This window comes from Streptomyces sp. NPDC039430 (assembly GCF_055639435.1).
Map to the genome: position 1 here is coordinate 342,172 of NZ_JBVKAK010000006.1, position 23,722 is coordinate 365,893.

At 71.2% G+C, this 23,722-nt stretch carries 22 protein-coding genes and 2 tRNA genes; 19 read left to right on the top strand and 5 right to left on the bottom strand.

Annotated elements, in window-relative coordinates; translation table 11 throughout:
- Positions 1–17: 17 nt before the first annotated feature.
- Positions 18–257 (top strand): acyl carrier protein, encoded by a 240-nt coding sequence (locus ACZ7LS_RS17965; RefSeq protein WP_382515675.1) that lies wholly within the window; start codon positions 18–20, stop codon positions 255–257.
- The gene (locus tag ACZ7LS_RS17970) at positions 257–1,513 is read left to right on the top strand and encodes a beta-ketoacyl-[acyl-carrier-protein] synthase family protein (RefSeq protein ID WP_382515673.1); all 1,257 of its coding nucleotides are present in this window, start codon (positions 257–259) and stop codon (positions 1,511–1,513) included. The genes ACZ7LS_RS17965 and ACZ7LS_RS17970 overlap by 1 nt, the downstream gene beginning before the upstream one ends.
- Here ACZ7LS_RS17970 and ACZ7LS_RS17975 read toward each other — a convergent pair.
- On the bottom strand, positions 1,500–2,249 hold the full coding sequence (locus ACZ7LS_RS17975) for a GDSL-type esterase/lipase family protein (protein ID WP_382515670.1): 750 nt from the start codon (positions 2,247–2,249) through the stop codon (positions 1,500–1,502). The genes ACZ7LS_RS17970 and ACZ7LS_RS17975 overlap by 14 nt on opposite strands.
- Before the next feature lie 178 nt (positions 2,250–2,427).
- Between ACZ7LS_RS17975 and ACZ7LS_RS17980 the strand changes: the two genes are divergently transcribed.
- The 8 genes from ACZ7LS_RS17980 to ACZ7LS_RS18015 all read left to right on the top strand — a co-directional run bounded on the left by ACZ7LS_RS17980 (position 2,428) and on the right by ACZ7LS_RS18015 (position 10,861).
- Positions 2,428–2,526: transfer RNA gene (locus tag ACZ7LS_RS17980), tRNA-OTHER, on the top strand.
- Between the two features lie 211 nt (positions 2,527–2,737).
- Positions 2,738–3,418 (top strand): class I SAM-dependent methyltransferase, encoded by a 681-nt coding sequence (locus ACZ7LS_RS17985; RefSeq protein ID WP_382515668.1) that lies wholly within the window; start codon positions 2,738–2,740, stop codon positions 3,416–3,418.
- Between the two features lie 17 nt (positions 3,419–3,435).
- Positions 3,436–4,872: a cytochrome P450 gene (locus ACZ7LS_RS17990; protein WP_382515665.1), complete on the top strand. Its 1,437-nt coding sequence runs from the start codon at positions 3,436–3,438 to the stop codon at positions 4,870–4,872.
- Positions 4,873–4,929: 57 nt separating this feature from the next.
- Positions 4,930–5,949, top strand: a complete 1,020-nt coding sequence (locus ACZ7LS_RS17995; protein ID WP_382515662.1) for a hypothetical protein — start codon at positions 4,930–4,932, stop codon at positions 5,947–5,949.
- A complete protein-coding gene (locus ACZ7LS_RS18000) occupies positions 5,946–8,315 on the top strand; it encodes an MMPL family transporter (RefSeq protein ID WP_385132796.1) in 2,370 nt (789 codons plus the stop codon). Before ACZ7LS_RS17995 ends, ACZ7LS_RS18000 begins: the two co-directional genes overlap by 4 nt.
- Positions 8,312–8,827, top strand: a complete 516-nt coding sequence (locus ACZ7LS_RS18005; protein WP_382515656.1) for an SRPBCC family protein — start codon at positions 8,312–8,314, stop codon at positions 8,825–8,827. Before ACZ7LS_RS18000 ends, ACZ7LS_RS18005 begins: the two co-directional genes overlap by 4 nt.
- A gap of 124 nt (positions 8,828–8,951) precedes the next feature.
- A complete protein-coding gene (locus tag ACZ7LS_RS18010) occupies positions 8,952–9,494 on the top strand; it encodes a flavin reductase family protein (RefSeq protein WP_382515654.1) in 543 nt (180 codons plus the stop codon).
- Positions 9,491–10,861 (top strand): NAD(P)/FAD-dependent oxidoreductase, encoded by a 1,371-nt coding sequence (locus ACZ7LS_RS18015; RefSeq protein WP_382515652.1) that lies wholly within the window; start codon positions 9,491–9,493, stop codon positions 10,859–10,861. Before ACZ7LS_RS18010 ends, ACZ7LS_RS18015 begins: the two co-directional genes overlap by 4 nt.
- A gap of 26 nt (positions 10,862–10,887) precedes the next feature.
- Here the strand turns inward: ACZ7LS_RS18015 and ACZ7LS_RS18020 are convergent, their stop codons facing one another.
- Positions 10,888–11,667 (bottom strand): AraC family transcriptional regulator, encoded by a 780-nt coding sequence (locus ACZ7LS_RS18020; RefSeq protein ID WP_382515651.1) that lies wholly within the window; start codon positions 11,665–11,667, stop codon positions 10,888–10,890.
- Between the two features lie 56 nt (positions 11,668–11,723).
- On the opposite strand from ACZ7LS_RS18020, the gene ACZ7LS_RS18025 reads away from it, so the two are divergent.
- Positions 11,724–12,113, top strand: a complete 390-nt coding sequence (locus tag ACZ7LS_RS18025; protein ID WP_382515648.1) for a hypothetical protein — start codon at positions 11,724–11,726, stop codon at positions 12,111–12,113.
- A 96-nt stretch (positions 12,114–12,209) separates the two neighbouring features.
- Here the strand turns inward: ACZ7LS_RS18025 and ACZ7LS_RS18030 are convergent.
- From ACZ7LS_RS18030 to ACZ7LS_RS18040, 3 genes are all read right to left on the bottom strand, one after another.
- Positions 12,210–12,296 (bottom strand) — tRNA-OTHER (locus ACZ7LS_RS18030).
- 148 nt (positions 12,297–12,444) lie between these two features.
- Entirely contained in the window at positions 12,445–13,641 is a 1,197-nt protein-coding gene (locus ACZ7LS_RS18035) for a GDSL-type esterase/lipase family protein (RefSeq protein WP_382515645.1), read from the bottom strand.
- Positions 13,642–13,769: 128 nt separating this feature from the next.
- Positions 13,770–14,339, bottom strand: coding sequence for a TetR/AcrR family transcriptional regulator (locus ACZ7LS_RS18040; protein WP_385137444.1), 570 nt, complete (start codon positions 14,337–14,339; stop codon positions 13,770–13,772).
- Positions 14,340–14,582: 243 nt separating this feature from the next.
- Between ACZ7LS_RS18040 and ACZ7LS_RS18045 the strand changes: the two genes are divergently transcribed.
- From ACZ7LS_RS18045 to ACZ7LS_RS18080, 8 genes are all read left to right on the top strand, one after another.
- Positions 14,583–15,356, top strand: a complete 774-nt coding sequence (locus tag ACZ7LS_RS18045; RefSeq protein ID WP_385137442.1) for a helix-turn-helix domain-containing protein — start codon at positions 14,583–14,585, stop codon at positions 15,354–15,356.
- 252 nt (positions 15,357–15,608) lie between these two features.
- Entirely contained in the window at positions 15,609–16,640 is a 1,032-nt protein-coding gene (locus tag ACZ7LS_RS18050) for an iron-siderophore ABC transporter substrate-binding protein (RefSeq protein ID WP_382968946.1), read from the top strand.
- Complete coding sequence (locus tag ACZ7LS_RS18055; RefSeq protein ID WP_385341591.1) at positions 16,637–17,680, top strand: FecCD family ABC transporter permease; 1,044 nt, start codon at positions 16,637–16,639, stop codon at positions 17,678–17,680. The genes ACZ7LS_RS18050 and ACZ7LS_RS18055 overlap by 4 nt, the downstream gene beginning before the upstream one ends.
- Positions 17,677–18,729, top strand: coding sequence for a FecCD family ABC transporter permease (locus ACZ7LS_RS18060; RefSeq protein WP_385135510.1), 1,053 nt, complete (start codon positions 17,677–17,679; stop codon positions 18,727–18,729). Before ACZ7LS_RS18055 ends, ACZ7LS_RS18060 begins: the two co-directional genes overlap by 4 nt.
- Positions 18,726–19,592, top strand: coding sequence for an ABC transporter ATP-binding protein (locus ACZ7LS_RS18065; protein ID WP_385135507.1), 867 nt, complete (start codon positions 18,726–18,728; stop codon positions 19,590–19,592). The genes ACZ7LS_RS18060 and ACZ7LS_RS18065 overlap by 4 nt, the downstream gene beginning before the upstream one ends.
- 221 nt (positions 19,593–19,813) lie before the next feature.
- Positions 19,814–20,773, top strand: coding sequence for a 5-dehydro-4-deoxyglucarate dehydratase (locus ACZ7LS_RS18070; protein ID WP_382515626.1), 960 nt, complete (start codon positions 19,814–19,816; stop codon positions 20,771–20,773).
- Positions 20,774–20,913: 140 nt separating this feature from the next.
- Positions 20,914–22,251 carry a gluconate:H+ symporter gene (locus ACZ7LS_RS18075; RefSeq protein ID WP_382515623.1) on the top strand — a complete coding sequence of 446 codons (1,338 nt, stop codon included), beginning with the start codon at positions 20,914–20,916 and terminating at the stop codon, positions 22,249–22,251.
- A gap of 136 nt (positions 22,252–22,387) precedes the next feature.
- Entirely contained in the window at positions 22,388–23,716 is a 1,329-nt protein-coding gene (locus tag ACZ7LS_RS18080; protein ID WP_385135504.1) for an enolase C-terminal domain-like protein, read from the top strand.
- The last annotated feature ends 6 nt before the right edge of the window (positions 23,717–23,722 follow it).

A 23,722-nucleotide genomic window follows, 5' to 3' on the forward strand; every position in this document is an offset into this window, starting at 1 on the left:
CCGGAAGGAAACCCCTCATGGACGACGTCTACCAGCAGCTGCTGGAACTGCTCACCAGCACCTTCGGCCTGGACGCCGAGAGCATCGAACCGACCAGCACGCTCAGCGCCCTCGAACTCGACTCCCTCGCCCTCGTGGAGCTCTCCGTCGCCGCCCAGGAGGAGTTCGGCGTACCTCTTGAGGACAGTGACCTGGGTCCCGAGTCGACCGTCGGGCGGGCCGCCGAGCTCATCTCCGGCAAGCTGGCCACCGTCTGATGGCCCGCCCACCGACGACCGCCCCGGCACAGGCCCCGTTCGACGCGGCGATCACCGGAGTCGGCATGGTCACGGCCGCCGGGACCGGGGTCGAGCGGAGCTGGGAGCGGATCCGTGCCGGGGCGGGTACGGCGGCCACCGACGTACCGGCGCTCGCCGGCATACCCGCCGACTTCGCGTGCGCCGTCACCGATTTCGACCCCGGCGGGCTCATCGAACGCAAGCAGCTGTGGCGGCTGGACCGCAGCAGCCAGCTCGCGCTGGTGGCCGCCCATGAGGCGGTCACCGACTCCGGCCTCGACCGGGACTCCTGGGACGCCACCAGGGTCGGTGTCGTACTCGGCAACGGCATCGGCGGCGCCACCACCTGGGAGAAACAGCACAAGGTGCTGCTGGAACGCGGAGCCCGCAAGGTCTCCCCACTGCTCATCCCCATGCTGTCGCCCAACATGTGCGCCGGATACGTGTCCATGATGTTCGGCGCCAGGGGACCCAGTCTGGTGACGGCTACGGCCTGCGCCTCGGGGACCACGGCGGTGGGCACGGCCCGCGAACTGCTGCGCAGCGGAGCCTGCGACGTGGTGATCACCGGCGGCACCGAAGCGCCTCTGGTCCCCTCGCTCATCACGGGCTTCGGCCAGATGCGGGCCCTGGCCGACCGCCGCGACGATCTGTCCGCCACCTCCCGTCCCTTCGACGCCGACCGGGACGGCTTCGTGCCGGCCGAGGGCGCGGCCGTACTCGTCCTGGAACGCGCCGAGGACGCGCGGGCACGCGGAGCCACGGTGCGGGCCATGGTCAGCGGGTACGGCGCCTCCGCCGACGCGTTCCACGCGACCGCCCCCGATCCGGACGGCCGGGGCGCCGAGCTCGCCGTGCGCGCCGCGCTGCGCGACGCGGGGGTCGGTCCGGACGAGGTGGACCATGTCAACGCGCACGGCACGGCGACGCTGCTCAACGACGCCACCGAGGCCCGCATGATCCGCCGGGTGCTCGGGGAGCGGCCCGCCGTCACCTCCGTCAAAGGTGTGGTGGGCCACTCCCTGGCCGCGGCCGGGGCCATCGAGGCGGTGGTGACGGCGCTGACCCTCCAGGAGGGTCACATCCCGCCGACCGCCAATCTGGAGAGCCTGGATCCGGAACTGGAACTGGACATGGTGTTCAAGGCCGGGCGCGATCTGCGCGCCGAGGTGGCCGTCAGCAACTCCTTCGGATTCGGCGGTCAGAATGCCGTACTGCTGTTCACCAGGGCCTGACCTGGCCGTGGTCGGCCCCGGCCGTGGGCACGGCGGCGGCCGTCCTGCCGCCGAGGGCCCGCACCACGGAGGCGGCCGCGACCGCGTGGCCGAGGCTGTTCGGCCGCGCCCGGTCGCGGCTCCACACGGCCGCCACCTCGGTGTCGGAGTAGTGGGACGCGAGATCGATGTAGAGCGTGCCGTGGCGCAGGGCGACGGCCCTGGCCTGTTCGGAGACCCGTTTCTGCTGTTCGGCCACCTGTTCCCGGCGGCCGGCCGGCAGTCCGGGCCAGCCCGCCAGCTGGTAGGAGCCGAGCAGCGCGACGTCGTACCCGGCGTCACGCAGCGGCGCGACGATCCGTACCAGCTCCGCCGTCAGCCCGTACATGTCGGGCGCCTCGTCCGGTGTGTACGCGGTGCCGCAGCAGACCAGCGCGAGGTCTCCCCGGAAGGCGAGGGCGGCCGGGAGCTGCCCGGAGCGCACCTGTGCGGCGCGCAGCTGCCGCCTTCCGAGGAGGTTGAGGTACGCGAAGCCCTCGGCGGCGTCGCCCAGGGCGGCCGCGACCCTGTCGTACCAAGGTCGCGGCCCGTATCCGTCGACCTGTTCCGCGGCCCGCTCGATCGCTGTGTCGCCCAGCACCACCAGGCGGCGCCATGGGGCGCCGGCGAGGAGTCGTGCGGCCTCGCCGGGCCGCAGGCAGCGTGGGTCGGTGCCCTCCCGGACGTGGGATTTTCGCTGTCCGGTCGTGTCGTTCATGGTGTTTCCCTCCCGTTGAACCCTTCCTTGCTGCCCGCTTCGATTCCGGTCCACTCCACCGATTTGCCCCTGTCCGCGACGGGGCGGGCGGTCTCAGGAAGATCTCAGCGTGATCTCAGGAAGCTGCGGCAGCATCGGTGGCGCGGCGGGAGCAGCGGCCGGTCCGCCCCCGCGGCTGGGAGAGGTACCCGAAGTGGTCCAACGGGGTTCCGGGGCAACCCGGATCGGGTCGCCGTACAGGCTCAGGCCCGCGCAGGTTCGAATCCTGCCCTCTCCGCCGACCCTCCGATGCCGTGCCGCGGCGCCGTTCCCGTGGGTGAGGGAACCGCGCCCAGGGCCGTCAGGCAGACGGGACACCAGCGCGCCGCTCCCCGGGCGCGCTGTGGCCCGCATACCCGTTCCCGGAAGTCGCCGGGTCCGCCCTCCGGGGCCGGCGTCCCCTTCCGTGGCACCACCCGAGACGTTGCGAACCGTGAAGGGAAGTCCGGATGATCGACAAACTGCTGAAGAGGCCGCTGGAGTTGGTGGAGGACAACTTCCGGCAGCCGAACGGGCGCGCCGGACGGCTGATCGGCCATGTGATGGCGAAGCAGCACCGTACGCTCACCGCGTGGGCGATCGAGCACATGGAAGTACGCCGTTCCCAGCGCGTCCTGGACATCGGCTGCGGCGGCGGAATGGCCGTCAAGCTCCTGTCGGAGCAGGCGACTCAGGGGTTCGTCGCGGGCGTGGACTACTCCGCGGAGATGGTCCGTCAGTCCGTACGGCGCAATGTCGACGGCGTCGCCGCGGGCCGGGTGGAGTTCAAACGGGGCGACGCCGGCGCACTGCCGTACGACGACGCGTCCTTCGACCAGGTCAGCGCCATCGAGACGTTCTACTTCTGGCCCGACCCGATGGGCGGGCTCAGCGAGGCGTACCGGGTGCTCAAGCCCGGCGGCCAGGTGGCGATCACCCTGGAGATGAGCCGGGAGGCCGCCGAGAAGCCCACGGCGAAACAGCGTCTGCTCGGGCGGCGGTTCACCGAGCGGTCGGAGCGCGAGGGTCTGCGGATCCTCTCGGGGGCCGATCTGGTGGAGATGCTGGGCAAGGCCGGTTTCCGGGACGCCCGGTTCGTCGCGGAGCCGCTCCGCTCGTTCGGCTGGGTCTGCGCCCTGGCCCGGAAGTGAAGGGGAGTGACTCTCGTATGACGGCAACACACGGCACCGCCGCCGCTCCGTCCCCGTCGTGGGCGACGCCCCCCTCCGCGCCCGAGGCGCGTGGGCTGCCCGTGCTGGGCAGCGTCCTGGACTTCCGCAAGGACATCCTGGACGCCATGCACCAGGGCTGGCGCGACCACGGTGATCTGGTCCGTTACCGGCTCGGTCCCGTCGTCGTGCACGGCGTGTCCAGCCCCGAGCTGGCCGGTGAGGTGCTCACCGACAGCGCGACCTACGGCAAGCTCGGCCCGGACAACCCGCTCCGGCTGATCCTCGGTGAGGGCCTGCTCACCAGCGACGATCACGAGAGCTGGATGCGCAACAGGCGCATGATGCAGCCGATTTACACCAAGCAGGCGATCGCCCGCATGTTTGAGTCGATGTCCGAGTCGACCGCGAACCAGGTCACCCACATGGCCGCCACGTACCGGAGCGGCGATGTGGTCGACGTGCACGAGGAGATGATGCGGGTCACGCTCGACATCGTCAGCCGGTGCATGTTCAGCACCGATGTCGAGCAGACCAGGGACGGCATCAGTCCGGAAGCCGTCGATGTCGCCATCAACTACGCCTTCGACCGCCTCCAGAACCCCTTCAGCCCGCCGACCCAGTGGCCCACACCGCGCAACCGCCGCTTCCAGGAGGTGATGAGGGGCATCGACGAGATGACGTACGGGATCATCGCGGAGCGCCGCAAGGCGGCGGCCGACGGTGTCCCGCGCGGTGAGGGACCGCCCGATCTGCTCGACATGATGCTGGACGTACGGGACGCCGACACCGGCGAGGGCATGAGCGACCGCGAGGTCCGCGACGAGGTCATCACCACCTTCGGCGCCGGGCACGAGACCACCGCGATCACCCTCACCTGGGCCTTCTATCTGCTCTCCGGGAACCGCCGGGCACTGCGCCGGGTGCAGGACGAGGTGGACGAGGTCCTCGGCGACCGTATGCCGGCCATGGACGACCTGGCGGCCATGCCGTACGCGCTCCAGGTCTTCGAGGAGGCGCTGCGGCTGTACCCGTCCGCGCCGATCGTCCCCAGACTGGTGCTCAAGGACACCGTGCTGGGGGGCCACACCGTGCCGGCCGGCTCACGGCTGCTGGTGAATCTCTACAACATCCACCGCCATGAGCGGCACTGGACCGATCCGGAGCGCTTCGACCCGGACCGCTTCTCCCCCGAGGGCAGGAAGGGGCGCCACCGCTTCGCGCACATGCCCTTCGGAGCCGGTCCGCATCTCTGCATAGGCAAGCACTTCGCGCTGATGGAGGCACATCTGCTGCTCGCCGCCCTGGTACGGCGGTACGAGTTCCGGCACGTGCCCTCGCACCGGGTCGTCAACCAGGCGTCGATCACCCTGCGACCGCGCTACGGAATGTCCATGACCGCGCACGCGCGCACGGGAGCGCCCGGCGCTCCATGAGCAGAGCACCGCACAGTACAGCAGCCAGTACCGGTATCGGATGGGAAGACGGACCCGATGAACTTGGACCCCAGCACAGCGGACGCGGAGCGCCTGAACTGGACGCAGTACCGTCCGGGTCAGGAAGCCGGCCATTACGAGAGCTTCTACCAGCGGGGCAACCACCCGACCGAGCCACGGGCCTTCTGGATCCGGTACACGATCTTCAGTCCCGCCGGCATGCCCCAGGCCGCCATCGGTGAACTGTGGGCCATCTACTTCGACGGGACGACCGGCCGTCATGTGGTGGCCAAGGAGGAGTACCCGATCTCCGACTGCCACTTCAGCCCCGACTCGTTCAGCGCCCGGGTGAACGACCGGGTCCTGGAGACGGGCGCGCTGAAGGGCGAGGCGGCCGGTACCAACGGTCACATCGGCTGGGACCTGACGTACGAGGGCGCGGAACCCCCGCTGCTCCTGCTGCCGCCGGGCATGTACACCGCGGGTTTCCCCAAGGCCAAGAGCCTGGTCGGGGTCCCCCTGGCGACGTACAGCGGCAAGCTGACGGTCGACGGCGAGACGATCGACGTCGACGGCTGGACGGGCAGCCAGAACCACAACTGGGGCAGCCGGCACACCGATCACTACGCCTTCGGTCAGGTGGCCGGGTTCGACGACCACCCGGACAGCTTCCTGGAGATCGTCACCGGCCGTACGAAGCTGGTGGGCCCGGTCAGGACACCGAAGATCACTTTCCTGGTGCTGCGCCACGAGGAGCGTGAGTACTCCCTGTCCGCGCCCCGCCAGGCGCTCAAGGCCAAGGCCGACTTCGGCTATTTCTACTGGGACTTCACCAGCTCCGACGAGACCGTCGCCATCCGGGGCCGCTTCACCGCCGCGCCCGAGGACTTCGTCGGGCTCAATTACTACAACCCGCCCGGTGGTATCAAGCACTGCCTGAACACCAAGATCGGCCGGTGTGAGCTGGAGATGGTCAACAAGGCGACCGGCAAGCGCCAGCGTCTCACCACGGGCAATCGCGCGCTGATGGAGATCCTGACCGACGACCGCGAACACGGAATCGCGATCCGCGCATGAGGGACCGCCGCGCCCCGTCCCGGCTGCCGACGCGTCTGTCCCGGCTGACCAGCCGTCGGCGACGGCCGCTCGCCGTCCTGTGGCTGCTGCTGCTCGTGGTGGCCGGCTGGCAGGCGGCCCCGCTGCCGGGACTGCTCAGTGGCGGTGGGTGGTACGTGCCGGGTTCCGGCTCCGCCGTCGCCGCCGAGCGGCTCACCGACGGGTTCGACGGGCGCGGCGCCACCTCCCTCACCCTCGTGATCGAGGACACCCGGTACCGGGCCGGCGATCCCGCCTTCGAGGCGCGGGTGCGGGGCGCCGCCGAGGCCGTGCTCGGGGACGACACCCTGAGGGCCTCGGGCGACTACGGATACACCACGCTCACCGGTGACCGGGCGCGCGCCGCCTTCCTCGGCGACGACGACCGTACCGCGCTGGTCCGCGTCGGCTCCGAGCTGGACGACGGAACCGCGCGCCGTCTGCTGCCCGGCATCCAGGACAGGCTGAGCCGGCAGTACGAGCCACAGGGCCTGCGGGTGTCGCTGGTGAGCCAGGCCGCTCTGTGGGGCGAGGTGAACCATCTCAGCGAACGCGGGCTGATCCTCGCGGAGTTGGTCACCCTGCCGCTGATCCTCCTCGTCCTGCTGCTGCTCTTCCGCAGCGTGGCGGCCGCCCTCGCCGCGCTGCTGGTCGGTGTCTCCTCGGTCGTCTTCGCTCTCGCGGTCCTCGCGCTCGTCGCCCGGCATACCGAGCTGTCGGTGTTCGTGCAGAACGCCGCCACGATGCTGGGGCTCGGCGTGGGCGTGGACTATTCGCTCTTCATGATCATGCGGTTCAAGAGTGAACTGCCGGCCGGGGGCGGCCCGCTGTCCCGGGAGGACCGCGAGCGCGCGCTCGCGCGCACGCTGCGTACCTCCGGCGAGACCGTCGTGGCGTCCGGCATCACCATCGTGGCCGCCATGTCCACCCTGTTCCTGGTGGATCTGAGCGTCATCCAGTCGATGGCTCTCGGCGTCGTGGTCGTGGTCGCCTTCTCCGTACTGACCAGTGTGCTGCTGCTGCCCGTGCTGCTGCATCTGCTGGGGTCCAGGATCGAGTGGGGCAGGATCGGCCGCCGCCCGGCGAACACGGCCCGGTCCGGCGGCGGTTGGGTGGGCGTGACCCACGCCGTCATGCGCCGCCCCGTGCTGTACCTGGTGGTCGGTGTCGCGGCGCTGAGCGCGCTCGCCCTGCCCGCCCTGCGTCTGGACACCTTCACCCCGGACGCCCGGGTGGTGCCCGCGGACGCGGCCGTACGCCAGGGGTACGACACGGCGCGGGACGAGTTCGGGGTGGGCGGCGCCGCGCCGGTCCAGGTGGTCGTCGAGTCGCGCGTACCTCTCCAGGAACGCTCCGGGGCGGATGTGGCGAAGCTGCTGCGGTTCCACGACACTGTCGCCGGACTGCCGGGGGTGGTACGGACCGACTCGGCGTTCGGCACGCTCCGCCGGGCCGGCCAGGACCGGCCGTTCGCCGTCCTCGCCGCGCTCGACCGGCTACCCTCCGACGCCCGTGGCACGGTCGGGCACTTCGTGTCAGGAGACGGCAGGACCACGGTCATCGAGGTGGTGGGCGACGACACCGCCTCCTCCGGCTCGGTGCGGGACCTGCTCACGTCCGTACGCGCCGAGGCCGCCGGATTCACGGCCGGCGGCGGAGGCTGGAGCGTCGACGTCGGCGGGGAGACGGCCGAGGGCGTCGACGCGAACAAGGTGATCGAGGACCGGCTGGTGCCGGTCATCGCGACCATGCTCGCCGTCATCTATCTGCTGCTGCTCCTCACCTTCCGCTCGTTGTTCCTGCCGCTCAAGGCCATCGCGATGAACCTGCTCTCGGTGGGTGCCACGTACGGGGTGCTGGTGCTGGTCTTCCAGGACGGTCTGGGCGCCGGGCTGTTCGGCTTCGACGTGGACGGCCATCTCACCAACTTCGTTCCCGTGCTGCTGGTCACCCTGCTGTTCAGCCTCAGCACGGACTACGAGGTCTTCCTCCTCAGCCGGGTCCGCGAGGACCACCTCGCCACCGGGGACGACATCGGAAGCGTGGCGCGGGGTATGTCCGCCACGATGCCGCTGATCTCCGGCGCGGCCGTCCTCATGGTCGCGGTCTTCGCGGCCTTCGCGTTCACTGGCATCCTGCCCATGCAGCAACTGGGCCTCGGCATGGCTCTGGCCATCGCGCTCGACGCGACGGTCATCCGGCTCCTGATCGTCCCGGCGTCCATGCGTCTGATGAGCCGCTGGAACTGGTGGCTGCCGGGCCGCAAGCCCGCGCCGGGGCCCCCGCACGTGCCCGAACCCGCACCGGCCACGGAGAGGGCCGGCATGGAGAGGACGACCCACAAGTGACCGACCAGACAGCCGCGCTCCCGCCGGAAGCCGACTCCCCCTCACGGATATCCGAGAGCATCGTCATCCGGGTGCCGCCGGAGACCGCCTACGCGGCGGTCAGCGATGTGGCGAGGATGGGCGAGTGGAGCCCGGAGTGCCGCGGCGCGTGGATCATCGGACGCGGCGGCCCGGCCAGGGCGGGCATGCGGTTCATCGGGCGCAACCGCGCCCGATGGCTGCCGTGGCCCACCCTGTGCAAGGTGGTCGAGGCGGATCCCGGCCGCGCCTTCGCCTTCCATGTGAGCTTCCTCGGTATCGCGGTGGCGGGCTGGACATACCGCTTCACACCGCTGCCCGAGGGATGCGAGGTGCGGGAGGAGTGGCGGGACCGGCGCTCCGGCCCGTTCGGCATGGCGCTCACCGCCGTCACGCCGCTGGTGACCGGCGTCGTACGCCGCAGGGCCCGCAACCGGGACACCATGCGCACCACCCTCGTGGCGCTGCGGGACACGCTGGAGTCCGGCCGCTAGAGACCCTCTTCGAAGCAGCGCCGTCCGCCCGTGAGACACGGTCCGCGGGCCCTGGGCCCCGCCATGCCGTCATGCCCCCGGGTCGCCGGATCAGAACACAAGAAACCGGACAGGAAGGAGCCCCATGATGCAGCCCGTCATAGCCGGTGCGCGTACCGGCGGCCCGGAAGCGGATCAGACGTCCGTTCCCCGCGCCCAACTCTGCCTGGACTTCTACGCCGGCCTCGCCTCCGGCGTCGCCGTGGTCACGGCGCACTCGGACGACGGGCCGGTGGGGACGACCGTCTCGACCGTCACCTCGCTCTCGGCCGACCCGCCGCTGCTGCTCGTCTGCCTCTCCCACACCTCGCGTACGCTCGCGGCCATCACTCCGGGTTCCGCCTTCGCGGTGCACCTGCTGCACGAGGAACAGAGCGGCCGGGCACGGCTGTTCGCCACCGCCACCCCCGCCGAGCGTTTCGCCGCCGAGTCGTACGAGGAGGTACTCGGCGCACCGGTGCTCGCGGACACCTTCGCCTGGTCGGTCTGCCGGACCGAGGAGGTACGCGCGTACGGCGACCACTGCCTCGTCGTCGGGCGGGTGGCCGCCCTGCACACGGCGGGCGGGCGGCCCCTGATCTGGCACGACCGCGGCTTCCGCGCCCTGGCGGAAGGGGGGAAGCGGTGACGGCCCCGGTACGGGAGGAGCCCTGCTGGGCACCCGACGCCTCCCCCGAAGACCGCCCGCACCGGGCCACCACCGGCGCCTCCTCCGGGCGGGTGACCGGCGGGCTCACCGCCGATGTCGCCGTGGTGGGAGCCGGACTGGCCGGTCTGTCCACCGCCTACCACCTGATCGAACGCGATCCCTCCCTGGATGTCGTCGTCGTGGACGCCCGTCATCCGGCGGCCGGCGCGAGCGGCCGGGGCACCGGCCTCCTGGGGCCCCGGGTCGGTCCGTCCATCGACCGGGCCGCCCGCCGCTACGGCCCCTCCATGGCGCGGGACATGTATCTGGCCTCCGTCACCGCGGTGGAGCGCGTGGTCGCGCTGACGGAGGAGCTGGGCGCGCCGTGCGGGCTGCGCGGGGGCGGGCAGATCGTGGCGACCCGTACCGCCTCCGGCCTGGCGTCCCTCGCCCGGCAGGCGCGGACGTATCAGGCGCTCGGCCTGGATGTCCCCGTGCTGTCGGCCGCCGATATCCGCGAGCGCCTCGATGTCCCGTATCACGCGGGCCTGTTCCACCGCTCCGCCGGCACTCTCGACCCCGCCGCGCTGAGCGGTGCGCTGGCGGCGGCCTGTGCCGCGAAGGGCGTACGTTTCCACGACGACAGCCCGCTGCGCGGCTTGCGCCCCGGTGATGGCGGCACGCCCACCGAACTGCTCTTCCCCAGCGGTACGCTGCGGGCCCGCAAGGCCGTCCTGGCCGTCAACGCGGCGGCCGGGCCGCTCGGGCTGCCCGTCGGCACCGTCCTGCCCCTTCAGGTGCACGCCGTCGCCACCGCTCCGCTCGGCCCCGAGGCCCGCGCGGCGCTGGGGGGCGGTACCGGAACGGCCCTCGTCGACAGCATGTCCCTGGCGCCGTACTTCCGGCTCACCCACGACGGCCGGCTGGTGGTGGGCGGCGGCAGGGCCGTCCATCTGCCGGGGCTGCCCGCCGGCCGGGCCGCCGCGCTGCGCACCGCCACCTGGACCTGGCTGGAGGAGCGGCTGCGGCGGCTGCACCCCGCTCTCGCCGAGGTGCCGGTCACCCATCGCTGGTCGGGACAGATAGGCATGACCACCGATGACCTGCCCGTGGTCGGCCGGGTCGGCGGCCACCCGGACGTCTGGTACATCGGCGGCTGCTGCGGCCATGGCCTGGCCATGTCGGTGGCGCATGGATCGCATGTCGCGGAGTCCCTCGTCGAAGACCCCTCGGCGACCCGCGGGCCCGGTGGTTATCCGTGGCACCGCGACCGGGCCCCACGGGTCCCGCTCACCGCGCGCCCGGCGAGGGGACTTCTGCGGGCCTACCTGAACAGCATGGACCGGGAAGCCCGCCGCACACCATGAGACCGGTATTCGTCGGCAGGTCCCGTCTATCCGGCGGCTTTGATCGTCAGTCGCGAGGAGAACAGACTGCTGGGCCGCAGGCCGAACATCGCGTGGAAGGCGCTGCTGAAGTGGGACGGGCTGGCGAAGCCCGCCTCGACGGCCGCGGTGCTGAGATCGGGCCAGGTCTCCAGCAGGGTCGCCACCCTCAGCATGCGCGTCCACATCCGGTAGCGGCGGAACGTCGTGCCCGTCTCGGCCCGGAACAGCCGCAGGAAGGCGGAGACGGACAGCCCGGCCTCCGCCGCCAGTTCCGCTGCCGGGAGCCGCTGCCCGGACCGCTCGGAGAGCCGGCGGGTCGCCTGCTGTACGCGCGGGTCCCGGCGGCCCGAGAGGCCGTCGGGCCCGGCGAGATCCAGCCACTGCCGTACGGTCGGCAGCGGCGCGTCCTGCTCCAACAGCGCTGCCAGGGAGGCCAGTTCGCGTTCGCGCCGGTGGTCGCCCGCCAGTTCCGCGCTCCCGCTCATCAGCCGGCGGCACGCCCGCTCCCGCGCGGACGCCGGGTCCAGGTAGCAGAAGGCCATCCGGCCCCCGTCGGCCACGACGCGGTGCCGCACTCGCGCCGCCACCAGCGCCGTGCGGGCGACATGGGCCCTGCCGTGTTCCAGCCGGACCGTGAACGCGCCGTCGACGCCCACCGCCAGACAGCTCACCGCCCCGGAGTGGACGTCCAGTTCGAGGGACGGTCCGACATACAGCGCGTGCCCCGGCCACAACCACAACGCGGCCTGGTCACGGCACGTTTCTGAAAGCAGCGCTGGTCGCATGCGGGCATGCTAACCAACACCCCGATCATCCCTTTCTCCTGTTGAACGGATTACCTATGTGGACCGACCGACTCACCTCCGCGCTGTTCGTCGTCGTGGGTGCGGTGAACCTCCTGCCCGGAGTCGTCGCACTGGCCCCCGCCCGGATCACCACGGCCTACGGGGTGTCGATCGACGGTCCCCACTCCGCTGATCTGACGGTGCTTCTGCGGCACCGCGCGGTGTTACTGGGACTCGTCGGAATCGCCCTGCTGTGCGCGGCGTTCATCCCGTCGCTGCGGGTGCCCGCCCTCGTCGGCGGCGGGATCAGCATGGGTACGTTCCTGCTGTTCGCCTACTCCACCCCGGGGCTCAACGACGCGACGATGCGTGTGGCGCGGATCGATATCGCGGCGATCGCGCTGCTGGCGGTGGCGGCCGTGCTGGTCTGGCGCAAGAACGCCTGAACGGCGGGGAGGCGAGGTGCGCGTCCGCACCTCGCCTCCCCGGCGTCCACGGCCCGGCCGCCGCCCGGATCGGGCGGTGGCCGGGCCACCGGTGTGCGGAGAGGGCAGGATTCGAACCTGCGAGGGCTTGCACCCGGTCCAGGTTTCCCCGGAACCCCGTTGGGCCGCTTCGGGTACCTCTCCCCACCTCGGGACGGGGTCTCCCCCGTTCCCTTCGGTGCTCATGATTCTGCTGGACCCGCCTGAGATTTCGCTGACACCCTCCTGAGATGCCTCACGCATCCCGGCCGTGCGCGCCGTTGTCGTGATGGCCTCGCACACGGACCGGGTGTCAGGCGCTGCGGTCCGCGAAGGGCCCGTCGGGCGCGAAGGCCAGTCCGGCGAAGCGCTCACCGATGCGGAGGTGGGTCGCGGCGTCCGGGTGGAGCGCGTCGGGCAGCGGCAACTCGGCGGCGTCGGCCTCGCCGTACAGCTCACGGCCGTCCAGGTACCGCAGGTGCGGGTCCTCGGCCGCCCGCTGCTCCACGATGCGGGCCAGTTCGTCCCGGATGACATGGAGCGTCAGCTTTCCCGCGGCCCGTTCCCCGGGGTCACCCGTGGCCCGGAACCGGAGCTTCCCCTCGCTGACGTCGCTGAAGTCCGGCGCGCTGGGGCCCGGGGTGTCCTCGTGGATGGGGCACAGGATGGACGAGACGACCAGCAGCGGCGTGGTGGGGTGGCCTTCGCGGATGGTGTCGAGGAAGCCGTGGACGGCGGGGGTGAAGGCGCGCAGGCGCATCAGGTCGGCGTTGACGAGGTTGATGCCGATCTTGACGCTGATGAAGTCGGCGGGGGTGTCGCGCAGGGCGCGGGCGGTGAACGGGTCCAGCAGGGCGCTGCCGCCCAGACCCAGATTGATCAGCTCCACGCCGCCGAGGGAGGCGGCCAGCGCCGGCCAGGTGGTGGTGGGGCTCGCGGCGTCCGAGCCGTGGCTGATCGAACTGCCGTGGTGCAGCCAAACCTTGCGGCCCCGGTCCGGTGCGGGCTCGACGGGAGCGTCGGTGCGCAGGGCGGCGAGTTCGGTGGTCTCGTTGTGCGGCAACCAGATCTCGATGTCCTTGACGCCGTCGGGCAGGCCGGCGAAGCGGAGGGTGCCGACGGGGCCCGGCCGGTGCTCGGCGGTCCCCGTGGTCATGTCGATGGTCAGGGTGCTGCCGCCGGTCACACTGGCCCGGCCGGCCAGGCGGCCGTCGACGAGCAGGTCGTACACACCGTCGGGACGGGGCGGGGCACCCACGTAGACCCGCTTGGTGGGCAGCACGTCCAGTTCTATGACGGTGGCCCCGGTGCGGAAGGCCAGCCGGACGCCGGAGGGCTGGGACTCGGCCATGGCGAGCTGCCCGTCGGAGAACTGGGCGCGGGCCCGTGCGGGCAGCCGGTGCGGCAGGACGCCGTGTGCGGTGTGTTCGAGGTCGAGCGCGCCGCGCAGGATGTCCGTGGTGATGGGTGTGGTGACAGGTGTGGTGATCCAGTGGTGCGTGGTGTTCATTTCTCCGCCTGTTGATCGATGTGCCTGAGATATCCGAGATGCCCGAGTCGGGGACGACCGAGGAGTCCGGTCGTGCCCAGGCGCCAGGGCGGTGCGGCGGCGGCCGGTGGACGCCGTGATGGCCGGGTTCAGGGCGCGGGCCAGTTCCGCAGCAGGGCGTCGAGCGCGTCCAGCGCCCGCGACCAGGACTCCTCCGAGTCGGGGGCGCTGTGGCTGAAGCCGCCGGCCGTCTCCAGGCTGACGTAGCCGTGGAAGACGCTGCCCAGCAGCCGGACCGCGTGGGTCTGGTCCGGCTCCGTCAGGTCGTAGCCGCGCAGGATCGCCCGCGTCATCTGCGCGTGCCTGCCGCCGGCGCTGGCGGCCGCCGTTTCCGGGTCCAGCCTGAGCCGCGTCGCCGCGTAGCGGCCGGGATGCTCCCGGGCGTAGTCGCGGTAGGCGTTCGCGAAGGCCACCAGGGCGTCCTTGCCGGCCCGCCCCGCCAGGGCCGCGGCGACCCGGTCGGCGAGTTCCGCCAGGGCCAGCAGAGCGATCCGGGTCTTGAGGTCCTGGGAGTTCTTCAGATGCGAGTACAGGCTCGCGTCCTTGACACCGAACCGCCGGGCGAGCGCCGAGACGGTCACCTTGTCGAAGCCGACCTGGTCGGCCAGTTCCGCGCCCGCCTGCGTCAGTCGTTCCGCGGTCAGTCCAGCTCTTGCCATGACCATCCTTCCGTCAGCCTGAGTCGATTATGCGTCTACCTAATCATCCTAGGCAAATTCCGTTACGACCTAAGTGGCCACCGCCCGAGCGGTCGCCGCCGCAAGCGGCCAAGCCGGAGCGGCCACTGGCGGAGCGGCCGGTCCCGCGCACGGCCGTGAGCCGTCCGGACATACGGCCGTTTAGGGTGTGGGAATGCGATCCGACTCCCGCGCCGCGTGTTCTTGTGCGGGCGGGGTGCGCGCATGACCAGGGTGACCAGGTCGCTGCCGGTCCTCGCGCCGGGCCCGACGGAGGCGCCCTTCGTCATCAAGGGCTACGACGAGGTCGTCGAGCACGACACCGTCTGGGACGAACACTCCCACCCCTTCCACGAGTTGCTCTGGAACGAGCGTGGCGCGTCCACGGCCGTGGTCGGTGCGCGGGTCTGGACGATCACCCCCGCGTGGGGACTGTGGATGCCCGCGGGCACACTGCACTCCGGCTCCGCGGTCGCCGGGACCTGGTTCCGTGCGAGCTTCTTCGGCTTCCCCACCACCTCCTCGATCTCCGGCACGCCCGTGGCCGTCGAGATCACGCCCCTCCTGCGGCTGCTGCTGGAACGGCTCGGCGACCCCGGGCTCCCCGGCCACTCGCGGGCGGCCACCGAGGCGCTGGTGCTCGATGTGCTGGCGCCGTCGCCGCGTGAGCTGCTCGTGCGCATGCCCACGTCCGCCCTGCTGCGCCCGATCGCCGAGGTGGTGCGCGAGGATCCGGGCGATCCGCGGACGCTCGCGGACTGGGCGTCCGCGCTCGGCGTGAGCCCCCGTACGGTCACCCGGGCGTTCAACGCCGAGACGGGCACGAGCTTCGCGCGCTGGGTGGCGGCGGTTCGCGCACAGCGCGCGGTCGCCCTGCTCGGCCAGGGCTGGGACGTCGAGGCTGTCGCGGAACACGTCGGCTACCGGTCGGCGAGCGCGTTCGGCGCGGCCTTCCGGCGCACGACGGGGCTCACCCCGGGCACGTTCCGGGCGCGCTGAGAGTCCGGCGCCCAGGTTCTCCGCCCCCTGGGACGCCCGGCTCCCGGGGTGTCCCGCGCCACTCGGTGTCCTGATCGCTACATCAGATGTCTCAAACGGTCGATTGCGACGCCGGGCGACCTCTTCTAGAGTCACCAAGGCAAGGCTTACCTAACTGACTTGCGCGTACGGTGCACCACTCCACGACGGCATCCCGGGCCCCAGACGTGTGAGGACCGGCGCCACTGGTATCTGGAAGTGGAGTAAGAATCGATGCGTTCCCCTCGCCTTCGCCTGCTCACCCTGGCGGCCGCCCTGCTGGGCCTCGCCGCCTGCGGTGGTCCGTCCGCCGACGAGGACGGGGCCGGCGAGAGCCGTTCCGGCGCGTTCCCCATGACGGTCGAGCACGCCCTCGGGAAGACGACCATCCCGTCCAAGCCGAAGCGCGTCGCCACGGTGAACTGGGCCAACCACGAAGTGCCGCTGGCCCTCGGTGTCGTACCCGTCGGCATGGCGGCGGCGAACTTCGGCGATGACGACGGCGACGGGGTCCTGCCCTGGGTCGAGGAGCGGCTCGACGAACTCAAGGCCGATACACCGGTGTTGTTCGACGAGACCGACGGCATCGACTTCGAGGCCGTGGCCGACACGAAGCCTGACGTGATCCTGGCCGCGTACTCGGGCCTGACCAAGCAGGACTTCGAGACACTGAGCGACATCGCCCCCGTGGTGGCGTATCCGGACGCCGCGTGGGCCACACCGTGGCGCGAGATCATCCGGACGAACAGCAAGGCGATCGGGCTCGCCGACGAGGGCGAGAAACTGATCACCGGCCTTGAGGACGACATCGAGAAGACCGTCGCGAAGTACCCCCAGCTGAAGGGGAAGTCGGCGATGTTCATGACGCACGTCGACCCCGGCGACGTCAGTGAGGTCGGCTTCTACACGGCACACGACACACGGACGCTGTTCTTCGAGGACCTCGGGCTGAAGATCCCGGGCAGCATCGCGAAGGCTTCCGAGGGCACGGACAAGTTCGCCCTGACGCAGAGCGCCGAGCAGATCGACGTCTTCGACGATGTCGACATCATCACCGGCTACGGCGATGAGAAGGGCGATCTGATCAAGACGCTCAAGAAGGACCCCCTGCTCTCGAAGATCCCCGCCGTCGAGCGCGACTCGACCTACCTCCTGCCCGGGAGCACCCCCTTGGGGACCGCGGCGAACCCGACGCCTCTGTCGATCTCGTGGGTGCTGGACGACTACGTCGCGGCGCTCGCCGAGGCCGCGGACAAGGTCAAGTGACGGCGTCCGGCACCCGACACGCGCCGGACGCCGCCGTGGTGCGGCGTCCGGCGCGCGTCCGGACGCTGTGGTTCCTGGTCGCGGTTCTGGCGCTGGCCGCGATCATGGTGGCCTCCGTCGCCCTCGGCTCACGCGATATCGCCTGGTCCGACGTCTGGGCGGCGTTCGGCGGCGCGGACGAGTCCCTGGAACAGGCGGCGGCCACGAAGCGGATACCCCGTACGGTGCTCGCGGCCGTGATCGGCGCGGCGCTCGGCCTGGCGGGCGGCGTCATGCAGGGCGTGACCCGCAACCCGCTGGCCGACCCGGGCATCCTGGGGGTCAACATGGGCGCCTCGCTCGCCGTCGTCACGGCGGTCGCGTTCTTCGGGCTCACCTCACCGACCGGCTACGTCTGGGTCGCGATGGGAGGTGCCGCGGTCTCCGCCGTATTCGTGTACACGGTCGGGACGATCGGTCGGGGAGGTGCCACGCCCCTGAAACTGGCGCTCGCCGGCGCCGCCACTTCGGCCGCGTTCGCCTCGCTCGTCAGCGCCGTCGTGCTGCCCCGCAACGACATCGCCGGAAGCTTCCGGCTCTGGCAGACCGGCGGCGTCGGCGGGGCGTCCTTCGACCGGATCGGGCACGTACTGCCCTTCCTCGTCGTGGGTTTCACCATCTGCCTGCTGTCGGCGCGCGCGCTGAACTCGCTCGCACTGGGCGACGAACTCGCGGCGGGACTCGGTGAACGCGTCGCCGTGGCACGGGCGGTGGCCGCGCTCGGCGCCGTCGTGCTGTGCGGCGCGGCCACCGCGGTGGCCGGGCCGATCGGATTCGTCGGTCTCGTCGTTCCGCACGCCTGCCGTCTGCTGGTCGGCGTGGACCACCGCTGGCTGCTGCCGTACTCGGTGCTGCTGGGCGCGGCGCTGCTGACGGCCGCCGATGTGGCCGGACGGATCGTGGCGCGCCCCGCGGAGATCGACGTGGGCATCGTGACGGCGCTGATCGGCGCCCCGTTCTTCATCTACATCGTCCGCCGACAGAAGGTGCGTGCCCTGTGAGCGCCCGTGTCCTCACCGGGCCGCCGGCCCGCGACGCCGTGGCCCGCGGCCGGATCCGCCGGGTGTCCAGGCGACGCCGCGTCGTCCTGGTGCTGGCCGTCCTCGTCCTCGCCGCGTTCGCCCTGACCCTGATGGCCGGGCGGACGTTCTACCCGCCGGGCGAGGTGGTCCGGGTGATCCTCGGCGAGCAGGTGCCAGGGGCGTCCTTCACGGTTGGCCGGCTGCGGCTGCCGCGCGCGGTCCTCGCCGTGGCCGCGGGGTTCGGCTTCGGCCTGGCCGGTGTCACCTTCCAGACGATGCTCCGCAACCCGCTCGCCAGCCCGGACATCATCGGGATCAGCTCCGGCGCGAGCGCCGCGGCGGCCATCGCGATCGTGACGCTGTCCCTCGGCGAGACGCAGGTGTCGGTCCTCGCGATCGCCGCCGCTCTCGCCGTGGCGATGCTGGTGTACACGCTGGCGTTCAGGGACGGCGTGGTCGGCACCCGGCTCATCCTGATCGGTATCGGGATCTCCGCGATACTCGACAGCGTCATCTCCTACGTGCTGTCCCAGGCCGCCGAGTGGGACCTCCAGGAGGCGACGCGCTGGCTGACCGGCAGCCTGAACGGCACGACCTGGGACCAGGCCCTCCCCACCGTGGCGGCCCTGGCCGTGCTCACTCCCGTACTGCTGTCACGGTCGCGCGACCTCTCCGCGATGCAGCTCGGCGACGACACCGCCTCCGCTCTCGGAGTGCGCGTCGAACGCACCCGTATCACGGTGATCATCGCCGCCGTCGGGCTGATCGCCTTCGCCACGGCGGCGGCCGGACCCATCGCGTTCGTCGCGTTCCTCTCGGGCCCCATCGCGGCCAGGATCGCCGGTCCGGGCACGTCCCTGCTGATACCCGCCGGACTCGTCGGCTCCCTGCTCGTACTGGTCGCCGACTTCACCGGCCAGTTCGCCTTCGGCGCCCGCTATCCGGTCGGCGTCGTCACCGGCGTTCTCGGCGCGCCGTACCTCGTCCATCTGATCATCCGCACCAACCGGGCCGGAGGCTCGCTGTGACCAGGACCCACTCGCTGTCGGCCGAGCGCCTCACCCTCGGCTACGGCGACCGCACCGTCATCGAGTCCCTCGATCTTGTCGTCCCGCCCGGCAGGATCACGGCGATCGTCGGAGCGAACGCGTGCGGAAAGTCGACGCTGCTGCGTTCCATGTCGCGGCTGCTCGCGCCCCGCGAGGGCCGGGTCGTACTGGACGGCAAAGAGGTGCACCGGCTGCCCGCGAAGGAACTGGCGCGCACGCTGGGGCTGCTGCCGCAGTCCCCGGTCGCCCCCGAGGGCATCACCGTCGCGGACCTCGTCGGCCGCGGGCGCCACCCGCACCAGGGGATGTTCTCCCGCTGGAACGAGAAGGACGACGAGGCCGTGGCGGCGGCGCTGGAAGCGACAGCCACGACGCCACTCGCCGGCCGTTCCGTGGACGAGCTGTCCGGAGGCCAGCGCCAGCGCGTGTGGATCGCCATGGCGCTCGCCCAGCAGACCGATCTGCTGCTGCTCGACGAGCCGACCACCTTCCTCGACGCGAGCCACCAGATCGAGGTCCTCGACCTGCTGACCGACCTGAACCACAGGCGCGGCACCACCATCGTGATGGTCCTGCACGACCTCAACCTCGCCGCCCGCTACGCGGACCATCTCATCGCCCTCGCGGCGGGCCGGCTCCACGCGGCGGGCACCCCGGCCGAGGTGCTGACGGAGGAGAACGTCCGCGTCGCGTTCGGCCTCGACAGCCGCGTCGTCGAGGACCCCGTCTCGGGCAGTCCGCTGATGCTTCCGATCGGCCGGCACCATGTCAGGCCCGCGCCGCACACCCCCACACGACGGCCGGGGCCCACGACGACAGGGGGTCGCAGTTCACGTTCATGAACCGCGCCCGCTCGGCAGCACCTCGGCGCCGACGGAGCCAGGACAAGACCGGGCCCTCTCGCCCACGCGCGGCGAGAGCGCGCACCTTGACGACGCGGAAGTCTGCGCGACCACACCACGCCGCCACATCCGTGTCGTCCACACCCATTGACCTGGACCAGTTCACGACCTTAACCTCTGTTCCCATACATAGACATCATCTGCATACAGGGACGGGCTTCATGACACGGTTCAGCGCGGAGGCCGAAGGCGTCACCCAGCGGCTGCGTGACGGCATGGCGCGTGGGGTGCTGGCCTTCCCCCTCACGAGTTTCCGCGAGGACGGCGGCCTCGATCCGGAGTCGTACCGGGCGTACCTGACCGCCCAGTTGGCCACGGCGCCCGGCGCGGTGTTCCCCGCCTGCGGTACCGGGGAGTTCGGCGCGCTGGACGAGGACGAGTACCGCGCGGTCGTCACGGCCACGGTGGAGGTGGCCGACGGCCGGCTACCGGTCGTCGCGGGCATCGGCTACGGCTGGGCGCAGGCGCTGCGCTTCGCCCGCATCGCGGAAGAGGCGGGCGCGGACGCCGCGTTGGTGCTGCCCCACTATCTGGTCGAGGCCCCGCAGGACGGTCTGGTGGAGCAGCTGCGCCGGATCGCCGCCGGTACCCGGCTGCCGCTGATCGCGTACCAGCGCGGCCAAGTGGCCTTCACCGCCGACAGTCTGCGGCGGATCGCGGAGATCCCCACCGTCGTCGGGCTCAAGGACGGGCACAGCGACCTCGACCGGCTCCAGCGCCTCACCCTCGCGGCACCCGACGGCTTTCTCTTCTTCAACGGCGCCGCCACCGCCGAGATCCAGGCCCGCGCCTATGGCACGGTGGGCGTTCCCGCGTACTCCTCGGCCGTCCACGCCTTCGCCCCCGAGATCGCGAACGCCTTCTTCACCGCTCTGCGAGCCGGGGACGCGGCGAGTGTCGACAAGCTCCTGCGGGACTTCTACGTACCGCTGGTCGAGCTGCGCGACAAGGTGCCCGGCTATGCCGTCTCGTTGGTCAAGGCCGCCGCCCGGCTGCGCGGTCTCCCGGTCGGTCCGGTACGCGCCCCGCTCACCGACCCCGGTCCTGACGATCTCGCCCGGCTGACGAGGGTGCTGGACGACGGCCTGAATCTGGTGGGGGCCGTACGACGACCGGGCTGACGAGCCCGAGCCCGCGCACGCCCACCGGGCACACCCACCGGGCACGCCCACCACGCACGCCCACCGAGCTGCCCGGCGGCCCCGCGGAGCCTCCGGCCGCCTGATCCACAGTTCGGCCCACAGTTCAAAGGGGAACTGACATGCCTCTGCTCGTAGTCGGGATCAGCGTTCTGATTCTGCTCTTCCTCATGACCAAGCTGAGACTGAACGGCTTCGCCGCGCTCCTGCTCGTCGCTGTCGGGGTCGGGCTGGTCCAGGGGATTCCGGTGGCGAAGATCCCGGATGTCCTCTCGGACGGCATCGGGGGCCAGATCGGTGACACGATGCTCACCATCGGGCTCGGTGCCATGGTCGGCCGCGTCATGGGGGATTCCGGCGCGGCGCAGCGCATAGCCGGCAGGCTTCTCGACGCCTTCGGCCCGCGGTGGGTCCAGGTGGCCATGGTGGTGACGGCGATGCTCATCGGCGTCACCATGTTCTACGAGGTCGCCTTCGTCATCATCGTGCCCGTCGCGTTCACCATCGTCCGCGTCACCGGGGCGAACCTGCTGTGGGTCGGGCTGCCGATGTCGATCGCCCTGTCCACCATGCACAGCTTCCTCCCGCCCCACCCCGGCCCCACCGCCGTGGCCGCGACCTTCCACGCCTCCGTCGGCCTCACGCTGTTCTACGGCCTGTTCATCGCCATCCCCATCGGCGCGCTGATCGCCCTGGTGTGGCCGCGCCTTCCCTTCGTCAGGGCGATGAACCCCTCCATACCCAAGGGCCTGGTCAGTGAACGCGTGTTCACCGACGAGGAGATGCCGGGCATGGCCTGGTCGCTGTCCGTGGCCCTCTTCCCCGTGGTGCTGATCGCGGGCGCGGCGGTGACCGACATGGCCGTATCCGGTTCGAACCCGTTCCTGCACTTCGTCGCCTTCATCGGATCGGCGCCGATCGCGCTCCTGCTGACCCTGCTCCTGGCGATCTGGGCGTTCGGGCCGCGGATCGGCCGCGGCCTGGCGGACGTCAGCGCGTCCTGTACGTCGGCGGCCCAGGCGATGGCGATGATCCTTCTGGTGATCGGAGCCGGCGGCGCCTTCAAGGAGGTCCTCGTCGAGGGCGGCATCTCCGACTACATCAAGGACCTCACGCACGGCTGGTCCATCTCGCCGATCATCCTCGCGTGGCTCATCGCGGTCATCCTCCGGGTGGCTCTCGGATCGGCGACGGTCGCCGTCGTCACGGCCTCCGGCGTGGTGCTGCCGCTCCTGGCGGGCAGTGGGGTCCACCCCGAGCTCATGGTCCTCGCCGTCTCCTGCGGGTCGATCGCGCTCTCCCACGTCAACGACCCCGGATTCTGGATGTTCAAGGAGTACTTCAACCTCTCGGTCATCGACGCGATCAAGACCCGCACCACCTACACGACGGTGCTCGCGGTCCTCGGGCTGGGCGGCGTGCTGGCGGTCGAGTGGGCCCTCGACGTCCTCGGCCTCTGAACCACCGCACCTTCCGCAAGCCGCGAAGCCTCGCCTCGCGACAGCACGCATCCTGATGAGCATCGGACTCGCCGTCCCCCACGCACCTGACAGCCACCCCGGCGCACAGCCGCCGCACCCCCGGAGGTACCCGGTCATGAGCCAGCCGACCGTCACCGCACTCTCCGTCTACCCGGTCGCCGGCCGGGACAGTATGGAACTCAACCTCTCCGGCGCGCACGGCCCCTACTTCACCCGCAACGTGGTGGTCCTCAAGGACTCCGAGGGACGTACGGGGCTGGGGGAGGTACCGGGCGGAGAGAAGATCACCCGGACGCTGCGCGATGCCGGGCCCCTCGTCGTCGGCGCGAAGGTCGGCGACTACAAGCGCGTCCTGCGCGAGATCGGGGACCGGTTCGCCGGCCGCGACTCCGGCGGCCGGGGCGACCAGACCTTCGACCTGCGCACCACCGTCCACGCCGTCACCGCCGTCGAGTCGGCGCTGCTCGACCTCCTGGGGCAGCATCTCGACGTGCCCGTTGCCGCGCTCCTGGGTGACGGGCAGCAGCGCGACTCCGTCCGCGTCCTCGGCTACCTGTTCTACGTCGGTGACGCCGACCGCACCGACCTGGAGTACGTCCGCGACCCCGGCTCCGCCGTGGACTGGTACCGGATCCGGCACGAGGAGGCCCTGACGCCCGAGGCGATCGTCCGTCAGGCCGAGGCCACCTACGACCTGTACGGCTTCCGCGACTTCAAACTCAAGGGCGGTGTCCTGGCGGGCGCCGAGGAGGTCAAGGCCGTACGCGCGCTCAAGGACCGCTTCCCACAGGCCCGGATCACGCTCGACCCCAACGGCGCGTGGTCGCTGCGCGAGGCGGTCGAGCTGTGCCGGCCCCTGGTCGGTACGCTCGCGTACGCCGAGGACCCGTGCGGCGCCGAAGGCGGCTACTCCGGACGCGAGATCCTGGCCGAGTTCCGCCGCGCCACCGGCCTTCCCACGGCGACGAATATGATCGCCACCGACTGGCGTCAGATGACCCACGCCCTCGCCCTCCAGTCGGTGTCCATCCCGCTGGCCGACCCGCACTTCTGGACCATGCAGGGCTCGGTTCGAGTGGCTCAACTGTGCGATGCGATGGGCCTGACCTGGGGATGCCACTCGAACAACCACTTCGACATCTCCCTGGCCATGGTGACCCACTGCGGAGCCGCGGCCCCGGGCGAGTACAACGCCCTGGACACCCACTGGATCTGGCAGGAAGGACGGGAGCGCCTCACGACCGCCCCGCCGCGCATCGTCGGCGGCGAGATCGCCGTGCCCGACGCCCCGGGCCTGGGAGTCCGGATCGACATGGACCGCCTCCTCGCGGCCCACGACCTGTACCAGGAGAAGGCACTGGGGGCGCGTGACGATGCCGTCGGGATGCGCTACCTCGTCCCCGACTGGAAGTTCGACAGCAAACGCCCCTGCCTTGTGCGCTGAGGCGCC